The organism is Fodinibius roseus (assembly GCF_900129315.1).
In the GTDB taxonomy this organism is placed as follows: Bacteria; Bacteroidota; Rhodothermia; order Balneolales; family Balneolaceae; genus Fodinibius; species Fodinibius roseus.
Window position 1 is genome coordinate 75,625 of sequence record NZ_FQUS01000017.1, and the last position, 14,792, is coordinate 90,416.

The 14,792-nt window shown below is 55.9% G+C and carries 12 protein-coding genes and 1 pseudogene; 6 read left to right on the forward strand and 7 right to left on the reverse strand.

From position 1 onward, the window contains the following. Window positions 1–80 precede the first annotated feature (80 nt). From BUB16_RS15080 to BUB16_RS15105, 5 genes are all read left to right on the forward strand, one after another. Entirely contained in the window at window positions 81–575 is a 495-nt protein-coding gene (locus tag BUB16_RS15080; protein WP_073066268.1) for an SPOR domain-containing protein, read from the forward strand. Window positions 576–774: 199 nt separating this feature from the next. Continuing rightward, entirely contained in the window at window positions 775–1,695 is a 921-nt protein-coding gene (locus tag BUB16_RS15085) for an alpha/beta hydrolase (RefSeq protein ID WP_139240332.1), read from the forward strand. A 465-nt stretch (window positions 1,696–2,160) separates the two neighbouring features. Then, window positions 2,161–2,520 carry an STAS domain-containing protein gene (locus BUB16_RS15095; protein WP_073066276.1) on the forward strand — a complete coding sequence of 120 codons (360 nt, stop codon included), beginning with the start codon at window positions 2,161–2,163 and terminating at the stop codon, window positions 2,518–2,520. A 7-nt stretch (window positions 2,521–2,527) separates the two neighbouring features. Continuing rightward, window positions 2,528–2,950: an ATP-binding protein gene (locus BUB16_RS15100; RefSeq protein WP_244545709.1), complete on the forward strand. Its 423-nt coding sequence runs from the start codon at window positions 2,528–2,530 to the stop codon at window positions 2,948–2,950. A gap of 1 nt (window position 2,951) precedes the next feature. Further along, window positions 2,952–4,688: a GAF domain-containing SpoIIE family protein phosphatase gene (locus tag BUB16_RS15105; RefSeq protein WP_073066281.1), complete on the forward strand. Its 1,737-nt coding sequence runs from the start codon at window positions 2,952–2,954 to the stop codon at window positions 4,686–4,688. Here BUB16_RS15105 and BUB16_RS15110 read toward each other — a convergent pair. From BUB16_RS15110 to BUB16_RS21960, 5 genes and pseudogenes are all read right to left on the reverse strand, one after another. Beyond that, a complete protein-coding gene (locus tag BUB16_RS15110; protein ID WP_073066284.1) occupies window positions 4,675–6,183 on the reverse strand; it encodes an MltF family protein in 1,509 nt (502 codons plus the stop codon). The genes BUB16_RS15105 and BUB16_RS15110 overlap by 14 nt on opposite strands. A 652-nt stretch (window positions 6,184–6,835) precedes the next feature. After that, on the reverse strand, window positions 6,836–9,280 hold the full coding sequence (locus BUB16_RS15115; RefSeq protein WP_073066287.1) for a TonB-dependent receptor: 2,445 nt from the start codon (window positions 9,278–9,280) through the stop codon (window positions 6,836–6,838). 22 nt (window positions 9,281–9,302) lie between these two features. Continuing rightward, window positions 9,303–9,605, reverse strand: a complete 303-nt coding sequence (locus tag BUB16_RS15120) for a hypothetical protein (RefSeq protein ID WP_073066290.1) — start codon at window positions 9,603–9,605, stop codon at window positions 9,303–9,305. An 81-nt stretch (window positions 9,606–9,686) separates the two neighbouring features. Further along, complete coding sequence (locus BUB16_RS21955; RefSeq protein WP_244545712.1) at window positions 9,687–10,190, reverse strand: DMT family transporter; 504 nt, start codon at window positions 10,188–10,190, stop codon at window positions 9,687–9,689. Between the two features lie 33 nt (window positions 10,191–10,223). Further along, window positions 10,224–10,541 (reverse strand): annotated as a pseudogene (locus tag BUB16_RS21960) (EamA family transporter); the annotation flags it as partial. Here BUB16_RS21960 and BUB16_RS21605 point away from each other — a divergent pair. Next, window positions 10,456–10,668 (forward strand): hypothetical protein, encoded by a 213-nt coding sequence (locus BUB16_RS21605; protein ID WP_170864419.1) that lies wholly within the window; start codon window positions 10,456–10,458, stop codon window positions 10,666–10,668. The pseudogene BUB16_RS21960 and the gene BUB16_RS21605 sit on opposite strands and share 86 nt — an antisense overlap. Before the next feature lie 29 nt (window positions 10,669–10,697). Here the strand turns inward: BUB16_RS21605 and BUB16_RS15130 are convergent, their stop codons facing one another. Then, window positions 10,698–11,105: a DUF4293 family protein gene (locus BUB16_RS15130; RefSeq protein WP_073066294.1), complete on the reverse strand. Its 408-nt coding sequence runs from the start codon at window positions 11,103–11,105 to the stop codon at window positions 10,698–10,700. A 331-nt stretch (window positions 11,106–11,436) separates the two neighbouring features. After that, window positions 11,437–14,790 (reverse strand): efflux RND transporter permease subunit, encoded by a 3,354-nt coding sequence (locus BUB16_RS15135; RefSeq protein ID WP_073066297.1) that lies wholly within the window; start codon window positions 14,788–14,790, stop codon window positions 11,437–11,439. Window positions 14,791–14,792: the final 2 nt, after the last annotated feature.

The following is a 14,792-nucleotide window of genomic DNA, read 5'->3' on the forward strand; positions in this document are numbered from 1 at the left end:
GCTGGTCTATTTTACTTTTTAACCGAACAAAGGCACGTATAATCATTGACTATCACCCAAATCCTTAACCAGGCAGCATTATGAAGCAGTGGATTATATTTTTAATCATTACAGCTATTTCCATCGGGATGCTATATGGATGCGGTCCCAGCGAAGAGGAACAAAGACGTGCGGAACAAGCGCGACAGGATTCTCTTGAACAAGTGCGCCAGCAACAGTTGGAGCAACAACGCAGAGACAGTATTGCCAAAGCACGGGCAGACAGTCTTGCCGCACAGAAAGAGGAAGAATCGGAAGATCAGATTGATGTGACGTTTGACCCGGACGGAGCCTATGCCGTACAGGTGGAGGCGTGGCGCTCAGAGCGGAAAGCGGAAAGTCAGGTTGACAAATGGGTTAACCGCGGTTTCGAAAATGCTTTTGTGGTAAAACACGGCCGGGAAGAGACCGGGGATGTCTGGTTTCGCGTGCGCCTGGGACGCCTCTCCAGCCGGCAAGCCGCTCAGGAACTTCGGCAGCAGCTGCGAGAACAGTACGATGCCCCCTCCTGGATTTCGACTACTTCCGGCGGCTGATTTTTCCGGAGAACGGAGGCCGGAAGTCGGACAGCAGGAAGCTTGACTTCGAAGCCGGAGATCCACTCTTAATCTTTGTACGTTCTTCAGGATTCGGGCCTATGGCTTAGCGGGGATAGGATCTGAACGCTGATTTTAAGTTCCGGACACCTTGTCCCCGGTATCGCATCGACGGCCCTTTTTTATTATCTTGGCCTCTATGAATGTACCGCCCGACATCCCCCCCGAGCTCTCACAACTGGATGACTTTCTTGCTGACAGGGAAGCGGCGCATGATTTAAAGCCCGGCACCGAAGCTCACATCCGCTGGCAAAAGGGACAAGAGCACCACCAAACCGACTATGCCCTGGTTTACCTGCATGGATTTCGCGCCTCTCATCCGGAGGGACATCCCGTACATCGAAAAATAGCAGACTTTCTGGGAGCCAACCTGTACCTGAGCCGCCTGCAGGAACACGGTATCCAATCATCCGATCCATTGCGAAATCTAACAGAAGAAAAGCTCCTGGCGTCGGCTCGTTTTGCTCTTGCCGTCGGCGAAAAAATCGGCCGCAAGGTGATCCTCATGGGCACCTCCACCGGGGGGTCGCTCTCCCTCTATCTGGCCGCCCAGCCCGCCTTCAAAAAGAATATTGCCGGAATGGTCCTTTACTCGCCGCTTATCCGTTTTTTCGGTATGAAAGAAAAACTGCTGCAATATGGGATCAGCCGCAGGATACTCGGCTGTATACCGGGCAAATCGCATCTGGTTCGGACACTCCGGACCACGTATGCCGAGGATCGCATATGGTATCCCTCCTATGCGCTCCAGGGCGCCCTGGAGCTGGGCGCCTTTGTAGATCATTACATGCGTCCCCCTCACTTCCATCAAATAGAATGCCCGGTTTTTGTGGGTTATTTTTATAAAAACAGGTGGGAGCAGGATGATGTTGTTTCGGTAGCAGCGATTCAAGGTATGATTGACCATCTGAAGACAAATGCTCAAAAAGTCTATACTGCGAACTTTCCGAACGCCGAAAACCATGTAATATGCAACTACCTGGTGTCGAAATCGGTAGAAAAAGTAATTCAGGAGACACAGATATTTTTTGAATCTATTGACCTGCACGGAAATAAGTGATTTTTATCAAGCTAAAACAATTTAATATTGATCTATACATAATTTTAAGAAAACACTTGTATAGTATAGGAGAAATACTTTATATTATAAATGCGCTCAAGTAGCGTCTCTCTTGATGAATAGTCAGGGCCTCACACCTGATACGTGTGAGGCCTTATTTATTTTTATTTTTTTGAATCCTTTCTTATCAATCTTCGTATACTTTTATATATTCTGAAACCCATAATCTTACGATACGTTTTTAAACCGTCCCCATTACCCTTCAGGATCAACACTTTAACGAATTTCAACGGTTTGATTCCAGCGCTGCATGTTTGATTATTAATTAAACTCAGAATAACCATATCGATAGACATAAAAGCATTTTGCTTCAAATTTTGCTTTTTTGGCATACCATGTTAGAATAATTTGGTTATGTTATGAGCTGAATTTTCCGGAATCGATAGTTAACTCAATGTTGCAATAATGAAAAATTTAAATATCAATCACAGGCAGGTAGGAAATTATGACGTGCTGGAGCTTATCGGTGAGCTGGACGCCCATACGGCTTCACAGCTCGAAAAGGTCCTTAAACGATTGATCAATCAGGAAAAGCATAATATTATTGTCAACTGTGAAGATCTCGAATATATAGCAAGCGCAGGGCTGGGCGTGTTTATGGCCTATATTGAAGATGTCCGCTCCGTGGGCGGTGATATCAAACTGAGTAATATGAATCCCAAAGTCTATAATGTATTTGACCTTTTGGGCTTCCCTACGCTGTATGATATTGTCCCGGAAGAGGAAGAAGCCATTCAAAAATTTGAATCCGACGAAAGCGAGTAGGCCAACTGTGGCAAAACCAGCAGCTACATATAAAATGACCGTCGAAGCCTCTACAGAACACCTGTCGGAGGTACGCGACTTTGTAGCTGAGCACGCTGCGGCTTTTGGTTTTAATCAACAGGAGGTAGCCGACATACGGCTGGCAGTGGACGAAGCCTATACCAATATTATCAAACATGCCTACCAGAATAATGCCGATGAGACGGTCGAAATAGAATTGGGATACAATAATACCAAATTCTGGGTAACGCTGCTGGATACCGGCAACACCTTTGATGTCACCAAATACAGCAAGCCCAACATTTGTCAGCGAATTAAGGAAAAGAAGCGCGGCGGGGTGGGCGTCTACCTGATCCGAAAGCTGATGGACGACGTCGAGTACCAAACAGAAGATGCCACCAACACCATTCGCATGACCAAAATAAAATAATATGTTGAGTCGTTCTGCCAACCAAGGAGAAGATCATCAGTCGCGATTTGAGCTTAATACCCTTCTTGAGACGTCACGGATGCTTGTAGAATCTCAGGATATGGACTTCGTGCTTAATAATCTGCTGCTCATTACGATGGGCAAGCTCATGGTAAGCCGGGCTATGGTCATTATTTACCAGCCGGCGACCGACAACTATAAAGTTTCCAAGTCAAAAGGGCGAAATTGTCCCCCCGAAGGCCAGTATCTTTCATTTCAGTTTGGAGATAAGGTACGGGAACAGTCTGTTATCCAGTGCGGCATTGACGATATCGAACTGCCGGAAATACTGGAAGGAGACCACCGATGTACCCTCTTCAATCTGCGAACCAGCAATAATCATATCGGTTTTCTGTGTCTCGGCTCCAAGGGCAATGATCAGCCGCTGAACGAGCACGAGATTGAATTTATCGAAAGCCTCTCCATTATCTCTTCGGTGGCTATTGCCAATTCTCGAATGTTTACTGAACTACGCCGGATAAATCGCAAACTCGACCGCAAGGTCTATGAGCTGAATACCCTGTTCGACCTGAGCAAGGATTTCAACATTATGGTCGACCGGCAGGAGATCGTACGCATCTTCAAGTTTGCCATGCTGGGGCAGATGCTGATCCGCAAGTTCTTTTTTATTCTTGAGCAGGATGGGGAGCGGGAGGTGGTCACAGCCAGCGGCATTCGAACGACGCCGGATCCCGCTGATATTGATACGCTTTTTGAGCGGGAACAGGATTTGATAGAAGTCGATCAGCAGCTGGCAGATGATATTCCGTTCCTGGCGGAAAACGATATCCGGGCAGTGATCGGCCTTCACTTTCAACACGAAAAAATTGCTCTTGTAGGTGTGGGGTCACGGGCCAACGGTGAGCCGTACAGCAGCTCCGACTACAATTTCTTGCGCTCGCTCGGCAACCTGGCCCTCCTCTCCATCCAGAAAACCTACCTGCTGGAAGAGCGCATCGAGAAAGAACGTCTCGAAGAGGAGCTTAATATTGCCAAAGGCATCCAAAAGGGGCTCTTGCCCGACCCCATTCCGGGCTGCGATAAGCTGGACATCGCGGCCCGGAACATCTCCTCTTCCCAGGTAGGAGGCGATTATTTCGACATCCTGGAAACGCCGGACAAGCGACTGCTGTTTGCGATCGGGGATGTGACGGGTAAAGGAATTCCTGCCGCCCTGCTGATGGCGAATCTTCAGGCGATGTTGCACGTGCTGCTTCCCATCGACATCTCCCTGACGGAGGCCACGGGACAGGTCAACGACATCATCCACCGCAACACCCCCGCCGACAAGTTCATCACCTTTTTCTGGGGCATTCTGGACCCGGACGACCTCTCCTTCCGCTATGTGAATGCGGGACACAATCCCCCGGTCCTGTTCCGGGCCGACGCCGACCAGCCGCAGGAGCTGCAGGAAGGCGGACTGATACTGGGAGCTATGCCCACACTCAATCCCTATGAAGAACAAACCGTTCCCCTCTCATCCGGAGATCTGCTGGTCTTTTATACCGACGGCGTCACCGAGGCAATGAACCCGGACCGATCGGAGGAGTTCGGCAAGCAGCGGCTGCTCGATTGTATCCGCAACCACCGAAGCAAGTCCTCCGAAGAGATTGAACAGGCCATTATCAAGGATGTCCAATCGTTTGCAGACGGAGATCAGTCGGACGACATCACTCTTATCGTCATCAAGGTAAATTGAAAATGCCCATTATACTGGGCAGCGATTGCTGCCTGTTTTGTTCATTCATGGCAATAACATTTTTGTAGATTTTATACCTGTTCCTGATTTCCCGGACATACCGTACGGTTTCTATGCCGCGGCAAAATCCATGGCGGGCATTCCGGTAGTAGGTGCGGTGCATCAGCTTGAGCAGCGCATCGGATACATTTTCCCATTTATTGGGATTTTTATTCTGATCGATGGCCAGGCGCCGGGCATCACCCAGGTGTCCCTGTCCCGCATTGTAGGCTGCCAGTGAAAACGCCCACTGGTTGGTGCTGTCCATATAGGAATAGTGGTCCAGGTGCTCCTTCAGGATACGCACCCCCTCCCGCAGGTTCACCTCCTCGTCGTAGAGCAGCGTGGAATCCTCCACCTGCGAGTAGCGCGGCAGAATCTGCATGAGTCCCACCGCCCCGGCCCAGCTTTTGGACTGGGGATTAAATCTGGTCTCCTGCGCCACGATCGATGCAACCATCAGCCAATCGAGTCCCGCCGAATCGGCAACCGACTGGATCAGATCATCATAGGGGGAGATAATTCCTTCGTTCTCCAGCTCGGGGGTAGGACTGTAATAATCGGCCAGGGGCTCGCTGTCATCGAAATAGCGTTCGCGCAGTATATCCAGAAAGAGCGACCGCTTGGGTTCCCGGTCTTCGCCGCGGAATTGAAAATGATCCTCCAGGTAGGCATTGAGCTCTTCTTTCAGGCGGGGAGCATTTTTGCGAATAGCCCAGGCGATGGTATCGTGCTCGGTAATCGTGGGTCCCTGTGCCAGTCCCTCCATATATTTGACGGAAGCCTGAAAAATATTGTCATCGGCCACCGTAGCCTGGTATTTGTTCTGCGATACATCAAACAGCAGCGATTCGGTATCGAAGTCATTGGGCACCAGGTCGACCGAGAGATCGATCCCCTCGTCCTGCAGGTCACGGATGTGATGATAGTAGGAACTGTTGCTGCGGATGGTCACGGGAATATCGCTGAGGGCCAGCTCCCGCACCGTCTGCGGCGGGTCCTCGACCGCCCCCGAATAGATCACGAGCTGATTGACCAGGTTATAGGGACGCGTAAAATCCACCACGGCCCGCCGCTCGGCCGTCTTGGTGTAATTACCCGCAATCAGGTCCCCCTCCCCGCTGTTCAGCAGGTCATAGGGATTCTCCTCCTCTCCGATGATCACCACCTCGAGGGCCAGGTCATGCTCGTCGGCAAAGCGTTTGACAAACTCGTATTCAAAGCCCCACTCGATCCCCTGGTGCAAAAAATAGGTGTTGGAGCTGTAGCGGGTGATCATCCGGATCGCCCCATCCTCCCTGATCGCATCGAAGTCCCGCTCCACCGGCTCCGTCACGCTGACATCGAGTCCGGGTTCCCCGCTCTCCTCGGGGGCACCGCAGCCGTGCAGAAAGAGGCCCATGCCGAGGGCGGCCAGCAGGTAGGCACCCGGAAGTCGACTGATATGTTGTTTCATTGGTCCCAATCGTTTATTAGCGACATACTGACAAGAGCACTTTGTCACACTGTCCTTTTGACCAATCCCTGTACTTTTGCGCATTCGACATCCTCGCATATGTGGTATATGCGGCGGTTTTGAATGCGCTCAGGGGCTGACAGTGAACCACCATTGCCGGTTTACAAAACGCTCTGACAAACCAGTCAGATGTATGTATGCCTCAAATACTGTACCAAGTATAAGGAAAAAAGCAGAGAATTGTGGGGGGTTCCATTTTTTCAATCATGAAAAAACGGAACCCAAAAAAATGACCGGCGGAATTCCGTGTGCCGGCGCTCCCTTCGCCTCCGCTAAAATCATTTAACTCGTCCCGCTGGTCCTCACACAGAAATGATTTTTTTACGCTCCGGCTCCGGTCACGCTTCTCAGCACACGGAATGAGGCCGGGTGGGATGGGGGCCGAGAAAAATACGGCCTTGAAAAGTCAGCGGCCCGGCTGGCGGGTGCAAGGCGGAGGAACAAGAAAAATATCTGTCTGAGCCCGACCGTGTCGGGTGAGTTTATATTTTTCTCCGGAGCCGCAGCAAACGCCGGGCGCTGAGTTTTCCCAGCCGTCGACGTTTTTGGGTTCCGTTTTTGCGTCGTTCCAAAAATGGAACACTTCAAAAATCTATAACTCACCACGTAAAGACACCGACAGATTTCGTCCGGGGGCGCTGATGCCGGAGGAATAGGGACGGTAGTGCTTGTCCAAAACATTCTCGAGGCCCACATCCACCGTGAATGTCCCGCTAAAACGATAGGAGGTCCTGATGTTGAGCGTGGCCCAGGCGGGGGCCCCCTCGGGGGTGTAGAGATGCGGTTTGTTGCGCTCGGAGGGGGCGAGATCGTCCCACTTCTTCGGGCCGTTGAATTCCGTGTAGACCTCCGCCCTCAGCTTGTCGGTCTCATAGGAGATCCCTGCCGTCCCGAACAACGGCGCCGCATGCCGAAGCGGCTCCCCGCCGGAGCGGTCCCGCCCATGGGTGTAGGTCAGTTCGGAACGAATGCCCAGCGTCCGGTTCAGCTCGGCCGAGAATCCCAGGCTGGCCCCGTAGACATAGGCCGCTCCCGCATTCACCAGGGCCTCCACATTGCTCATGGTCCCGTCATAGCGGATGGAATCGGCTCCCCCGAACCGGACGCTTCGGCGGACCATCGCATCCTCCAGCCAGGTATAGTAGGCGTTCAGCTCCAGCCGGAGACGCTCTTCGATCTCGTTGATGACCGTGAAATCCAGGTTGTAGGCATGCTCGGGACGCAGTTCCTCGTTCGGCACCACCACGGTGCCGGGCTCGGAGTCGAACACTTTGGCGGCGTCGTCCACATTCGGGGCGCGAAAGCCGGTGGAGCCGTTCAGGCTAAGCTGCAGCTCCTCGAGGGGACGGAAGGTAAAACCGAGGCTCCCGCTGAACGCCCCGGTCTCCAGCTCGATGGTCCCGAAGGGCAGGTCATAAAAATCACCGCTGAAACGGGCGTCCAGCAACACATGGCTGTAGCGGGCCCCGGCCACGACCGTCATATCCGAAGTCAGATCGTGCTGGTATTTTGCATAGCCCGCCAGCTGCCGGTAGCGGCTCCCCTCATCCGGGTACCGGGTGGGCGCCGGCGACCGCGCGCCCGTTTCGATATGCACCGACGCCGCCCTCGACCGCACGTCGTTATAGAGGCCCTCCAGTCCGTAGAAAAGCTCGCTGGTTGTCCCCCAGCGCTTGTCAAAGTCCACATTCGCCGTAAACAGGTCCAGGTTCTCCTCCCGGTTCCGCAGCTCCGCCTCCCCGAACTTCCGGTCGTTCCGGCTCTCCTGGAACCACTGGTGCGACAGGACCACGCTCATCTTGTCATAGAAGGTCGTCCCCTCAAGATGATCGGCCTCCACCGCATTCATCATCCAGATCTGGGGACCGTAGTACCACTCCGCATTGACCAGGGGACCGCGGTCGCCCTCCTCGCGCTGGATCAGCCGGTCGTAGCGCGGGATATCGCTCGTCCCGGCATAATGAAATCCGTATGAGAGATCCCAGCGGTCCCCGGGCCGGTAACGGACCTTCTGCATCAGGTTGAGCTGCCGGTAGCCCGAGGGACGCTGCCGGGTCACCTCATCGTTTTCGACGACCACATCCTCTCCCTGCCGGCGCACCACATACGCTTTGCGCTTGCCGAAATCGGGAAAATCATCATAAAAATCATCCCCGGACCGCAGATCGTCAAAGTGGCTGTAGGTGACGCTGGTCAGTGTACCCCAGTTCTCATAGCCGATCCCCGCGTCGGCGTGGATCGTCCGCTCGTGGTTGGCCGAACTGTAGCGGGTCAGTCCCGCCGCCGTGACGGTGGGGGCGTCCCCGGAGTAGGAGAGCGACGGCCTCTTGGTCCGGAAATTCATGACGCCGCCCAGCGCATCGCTCCCGTAGATGATGGAACCGGGACCAAAGAGCACTTCCGTACTGCGCAGCGCATTCGGGTCGACGGCGAGGACATTCTGCAGGTTGCCGCTGCGAAAGATAGCGTTGTTCATCCGAACGCCGTCCACGGCAATCAGCACCGAATTGGCCGCAAATCCCCGGATCATGGGACTCCCGCCCCCCATCTGGCTCTTCTGCAGGAACACCTTCCCCGAACTCTGCAGCAGGTCCCCGGCCGTCTGCGGGTTCCGGAACTGCAGGTGCTCCTCCCCGATCTGCGTGATCTTCTGCGGGATATCCGAGAGCGCCTGCTCCCACTTGCTGGCCGAAACGTACACCTCCCCCATGACCGTCCCCCGGTTGGTCAGCGCCACCTCGTAGTCCCGCTCCCCCAGCCGGGAAAACCGGATGGCAAACGGCTCAAAGCCGGGATGCTGGAAATTCAGGGTATCGCTCTCCGAAAAGGGCTCCAGCGACGCCTCTCCCCCTGCATCGGTGACGGTCATTTTATTCTTGCCGTTATTGTAAATATAGACCTGCGGGATCGCCTCGCGCGTGGTCTCCTCCACCACCTTCAGCGTCTGGGCGGAGCTGCCGGGCGGATACAGCAGGCCCAGCAGGAGCAGCAGGGGCGGAAGGAACAGGGCCGGGGGATGTCGTAGCCAGTGGTTCATGCGGAGTCTGATTCGTTAGCCGTTAACAGGGGACCATCACCATGGACGGTCTTCCCGTCAACCTTGCGTTGAAATAACTATTCATAACCTGGGATAACCATTCAACCGTATCGGTCGCAATGACATACCGTATTGATCGCATAAGGTTAAGGAATTCGGGGGACCTTGTACATACCATGATCATGTGATCCCCGATTTCATCCATCGCTCGTGCGGAAAACATTTTGTCCCCCGCATTCCCGCGGTAACGGGCGAAGCAGGCTGACCCAATTCCCGCAGCATCGGCGAGAACGGCCCGCCGCGCTTCCGACTTTCCCTTCCTCATTCCGGCCCTGAGACAAACAGTACAGGCGGCGGGGGACAGGCGTAACCAACCGCCGGCGGGAACACGGGCGAAATGTAGAAATCACTCCCCGAAACTGACCTTCCGGCGCCAGGTCAGGCCGACGCCCAGCAAAATAACAAGCATCGCCGCCATGGAGGTGAGGGGCGGGAGCTCCGCAAAAAAGAAAAAAGCGAGGGTGGAGGCCAGCAGCGGCTCCACCAGGATCAGCGTGGAGAGGAGCGTCGGAGCCACATACTTCACCGCGAAGTTCATCGCCCCGTGTCCCAGTACCTGCGGACCGAAAGCGAGTCCCGCTCCCGCCCATACGCCGATGGTCGTGATATCCAGCAGATCCCTGCCGGAGATCAGCGCAATAGCCACGCAGGTCCCCGCCGCAAAAAAGTAGATCGGAAAGACGTAGTCGATCCACGCCCGCTTTTTCCGGATCTTCTGTCCGATCAGCAGGTAGACCACGAAGACGAGGGCGGCCGTGAAGGCCAGGGCGTTTCCGAAGAGCGGGTCGGCAAAGGGCTGGTCGATCTGGCTGTCGGACACCCCCAGAATCAGGGAGCCCGAAAAGGCCATCAGCACGCCGGTCCAGGTCAGTTTGCTGAAATACCGTCCGAACCAGAACCGCTCGATCAGGATCATGATGATGGGGTGGATCGTGACCAGCACCGAGGCCGAAGCCACCGAGGTGTAGTACAGCGAGGCGATCCAGCAGGTAAAGTGAATGCCCAGGCAGGCCCCGGAAAGCGCGATCCAGAGACGCTCCCTGTTTTTGCCGCTGCGCGGCTCCCGGCTGCGCTTCCAGAGCCAGAACGGCACCAGCATCAGGGCGGCGAACACCGTGCGGTACACCACCAGCACCAGCGGCGAGGTATCCGGGGCCAGCCGCACCAGGATGGGCGCAAAACCAAAGGCCGCGAGTCCCACTACCAGCGCCGCCAGGACCTCGATCTTCGGGTACTTCCCCGGAGAACCGGAAGGGGCATGGGGGGCGGAGCTGTTCGTGGAAGAGGAGTTGTTCATGGAAGAGGAAGTGGAAGCGGCCATTCGGTGAAAAATTAGTGAGTTAGAAGCCCCGGAAACCTACCGGATGCGGTCCATCGACTTGACCAGGTTGATATCGTCGATAATCTTCTTCCGGGCAAACAGGGAGGTCCCCAGCGCCCCCACCATCAGGAGCAGTCCCACGCCCTCCTCCCACAGGAAGGGTCCGAAGTCCCCCAGCGAAACAAAGATGCCCGTCCCCATCCCCAGCGCCAGCAGCTGTACCCACAAGCCGGCGGTGACCCACCGGCGCTGCCGGGGCCGGTGGCCGTACAGGAAGATGCTGATCAGGGGAAGCAGCGCGGCCAGGGTCAGCAGGATGGCAAACGCAAGGCCGATCCAGCCGGCGGGATCCGCGACCGCCTGGCGGTAAAGGGCCGTAAAGAACACCGCCCCGTTCAAAAGAAAACTCAAAAAAAGCAATAGCGATTGAATCCGTTGAATCACAATTCTGACATTAGGTTCTGTGTTAACGTTAAGCGTTCATGTCAATGGACGTCCCGGTAGCAAAGGTCCCGGGGAATAATGGAATCATCAAAACGTTGCCGAATCCCGGTAACCCTCAAGCAAAAGCCGCAGGGAAAGGACTCGCTGGTCGCTAGGGAAATGAAACCGCCTGGTACAAGACCGGAAATACGAAAAGCCTCATCACAGCGGAGGCTGCACCGCCCTCCCTCGGACAAAGACCCGTGGACCTTTTAACACCGGGACCATCCATTAAACAAACGCCCAAAGATACGATATTTTGTGATGCCGGTCATCCCCCTCCGGCCGTCGATTATCCGCGCTGCCCCATCCACTCCTTCGCTTTCTGTTTCGTCTGTGCGCCGATATAATACATCGAAGGCACCAGGAAGAGCGTCAGGAAGGTCGCAAAGCCCAGCCCGAAGACGATGGTCCACGCCAGGGAGCCCCAGAAATCGGCGTTGTCGCCCCCGAAAAAGATATTGGGACTAAAGCTCGCAAAGAGCTCATAAAAATCGATATTGAGTCCGATCGCCAGCGGAATGAGTCCCAGTATCGTCGAAGCCGCCGTCAGGATCACCGGATTCAGCCGTACTTGTCCCCCTTCAATCACCGCCTCGCGCAGGCTCCTGCCCTCCTTTCGCAGGATATCGGTGTAGTCGATCAGGATAATGCCGTTTTTCACCACAATTCCGGCCACGGCGATAATCCCCATGCCGGTAAAGACCACCGAGATATCCATGCCGAAGGTCGCAAAGCCGATAAAGACCCCGATCAGGCTGAACAGCACCTGCGACATGATAATCATCGGCTTGGCGATGGAGTTGAACTGCGCGACCAGCACCAGGAAGATCAGCGCCACCGCGGCAAACAGGGCGATCGACAGGAAGTTGGCCGCCTCGGCCTGGTCCTCCTGCTCCCCCGTCAGCGAAATGGTATAGCCCTCGGGCAGTTCGAAATCCTCCATCGACGCCCGGATCTGGTTGTTGATCTCATTGGCGTTGTAGCCCTCCAGCACGTTGGAGGAGATGGTGACCACCCGGTTCAGGTCCAGGCGGTTGATCGAGCCCACATTCGTCACATACTCCGCCTCCGCCACGGCCGAAATGGGAATCATCGCCCCGGCGGGCGTCGGAATCTTCAGGTTCATCAGGTCCGTTATATTCGAGCGGTACTCCTCCTGCAGGCGCAGCCGGATGTCATACTCCTCATCCTGGTCCCGGAACGTCGATATCGGCTGTCCCAGCAGCGCCGTCCGCAGCTCCATCCCCAGCTGGGCGTTGCTGAGCCCATAGCTGTTGGCCTTCACCTCGTCGATATCCACAATGATCTCGGGATTGTTATTCTGCAGGTCCGAGCTCAGCTGCTCAATGCCCTCGATATTCTGCGACTCGATATGGCTGATCACCCGGCTGGACAGCGAAACCAGCTCGTCAAACTCATCGCCGGTCACCTCGATATTGATCGGCTCGCCCGCAGGGGGACCGCTTTGCTCCTGTTCCACGGTGACCTCCGCGCTGGGAATCCCCTTCACCGTATCCCGGATCTGGTCCATCAGCCGCCGCGTGGAGACCCCCTGCCGGTTCTGGTAGTCGACAAACGAAATCGCAATGCGGCTTTTGTTCGGACTCGGGGTCTGGTCGATCTCATTCGGCGGGGCGGCTCCCACGGCTACGTTGGTAATGACCGACTTCACCACCGGGTTCTCCTCCCCGAGCACATCGTAGACCCGCTCCTCGAGCCGGCCGGTCACCTCATTGGTCACTTCCAGGTCGGTGCCCACCGGCAGCTCGTTGTAGATATAGACAAAATTCGGCTCCGTCTCCGCAAAGAAGACCACCTTCGGGGAGCGAATCCCCAGCAGCACAATGCTCGCGATCAGGAAGAGCACCGTAAATCCCAGCGTATACCAGGGACGCCGGCCCTCGAGGATCCACGCGATGGTGTTGCGGTAGCGCTGCTGCACCCACGGCAGCACCGATTCGTTAAAGCGGACGATCAGCGGCTTCAGCACAAACCGCTCCAGCAGGTACAGCAGGTAGAGGAACAGCAGGAGATTGGCCACAAACCAGATATCCAGCAGGAAGAAGACCGCCGCCACCGCGCCGATCACGCCCCCCGCAATCCAGACCCCCCGGTTATCCCCGTGATTTCCCGCACCGCTCTTCGCGTCCTCTTTCTCCATAAACGAGACCGCGAACACCGGGTTCAGGAAGAGGGCCACCGCCAGGGAAGCGGTGAGCGTCAGGATAATCGTGATGGGCAGAAAGACCATAAAGCGTCCCACGATCCCCGTCCAGAACAGCAGCGGCACAAAGGGCGCGATAGTGGTGAGGGTCCCGGTAATCACCGGCAGGGCGATCTCGCCCGCCGCCCGCTTGGCCGCCTCGATCTTGCTGTACTCCGTGGTGGTGATATAGCGGTAGATATTCTCCACGATCACGATGGCGTTGTCCACCACGATCCCCAGTCCCAGGATCAGGGCGAACAGCACCACCATGTTGATGCTGTAGCCCTCCATCGCCGGCATCACCGCAAACGCCACCAGCGAGGAGAGCGGGATCGCCAGTCCCACAAAGACCGCATTCTGGACCCCCATGATAAACATCAGCACCAGCACCACAAAGAAGAAGCCCAGGATGACCGTATTAAACAGGTTCGACACGCTCTGACGGGTGTCGTCGGAGCGGTCGCCCGTATACTCGATATTGAGTCCCTCGGGCAGCTGCGACGCCCGCATCTCCTCCACCGTCTGCCGGGTCAGTTCCGAGGTTTCAATCAGGTTGGCGCCCCCCTGCTTTTTGACATTCAGGGTAATCACCTCCTCCCCGTTCAGCCGCGCATAGCTCTCCCGGTCGGCAAAGCCGTCCCGTATCTCCGCGATATCCCGGAGGTACACCTGCCGGCCGAGTCCGTTGGTGATCACCAGGTTCTGCAGGTCCTCGGCCGACGTCACTTCCCCGTCCACCCGGACCGCCCGCTCCATCCGCCCCATATCGAGTCCCCCGCCCGATATGGTCACGTTGGTGCTGGCCACGGCCTGACGCACATGCTCGAAGGTCACCCCGGCCGCCAGCATGCGGGGCAGGTCCATATTGATCTCGATCTCCCGGTCCAGGGCGCCCACGATCTCCGCCTCGTTGATCCCCGACAGGCTCTCCACCTCATCCTGGATCTGGTCGGCAAAGCTTTTGAGCTGCACCAGGTCATAATTCCCCGACAGGTTGATATTCAGGATCGGCTGGTCGTCCAGGTTGATATCCGTGACTTCCGGCTCCTGGGTGAGCTCCGTCGGCAGGTCCGTGCGCGCCTTCTCCACCGCATCATTCACCTCCTGCTGGGCCACCAGCTTGTCCTTGCTCGTCTTGAAGACGATGGTCACAATCGAAGCCGCCTGCTTGGAAACACTGCTGATCTCCTCGATCTCATCGAGTCCCCGCAGCTCCTGCTCGAGGGGACGCGTGATCAGGTTCTCCACGTCCGCGGGCGAGGAGCCCGCCTGCAGGGTGACCACGTTGAAGACCGGTATCTCGACCTCGGGAAACTGCTCCTTGGGCAGCATGATGTAGGCAAAAATACCCGCCAGGGTGAGCAGCACCGTCACCAGGTACACCGTCGTCCGGTTGTCAATGGCAATGCTTGAAGGCTTAAACTCTTTGAAATCCATTA

Bases quoted from the DNA above. Each gene is read 5' to 3' on its own strand.
- BUB16_RS15120 (WP_073066290.1), bottom strand. From the start codon at position 9,605: ATGAGGAAGGGAAAGTCGGAAGCGCGGCGGGCCGTTCTCGCCGATGCT.
- BUB16_RS15085 (WP_139240332.1), top strand. From the start codon at position 775: ATGAATGTACCGCCCGACATCCCCCCCGAGCTCTCACAACTGGATGAC.
- BUB16_RS15135 (WP_073066297.1), bottom strand. From the start codon at position 14,790: ATGGATTTCAAAGAGTTTAAGCCTTCAAGCATTGCCATTGACAACCGG.
- BUB16_RS21955 (WP_244545712.1), bottom strand. From the start codon at position 10,190: ATGGCCTTTTCGGGCTCCCTGATTCTGGGGGTGTCCGACAGCCAGATC.
- BUB16_RS15080 (WP_073066268.1), top strand. From the start codon at position 81: ATGAAGCAGTGGATTATATTTTTAATCATTACAGCTATTTCCATCGGG.
- BUB16_RS15110 (WP_073066284.1), bottom strand. From the start codon at position 6,183: ATGAAACAACATATCAGTCGACTTCCGGGTGCCTACCTGCTGGCCGCC.
- BUB16_RS15105 (WP_073066281.1), top strand. From the start codon at position 2,952: ATGTTGAGTCGTTCTGCCAACCAAGGAGAAGATCATCAGTCGCGATTT.
- BUB16_RS15095 (WP_073066276.1), top strand. From the start codon at position 2,161: ATGAAAAATTTAAATATCAATCACAGGCAGGTAGGAAATTATGACGTG.
- BUB16_RS15115 (WP_073066287.1), bottom strand. From the start codon at position 9,280: ATGAACCACTGGCTACGACATCCCCCGGCCCTGTTCCTTCCGCCCCTG.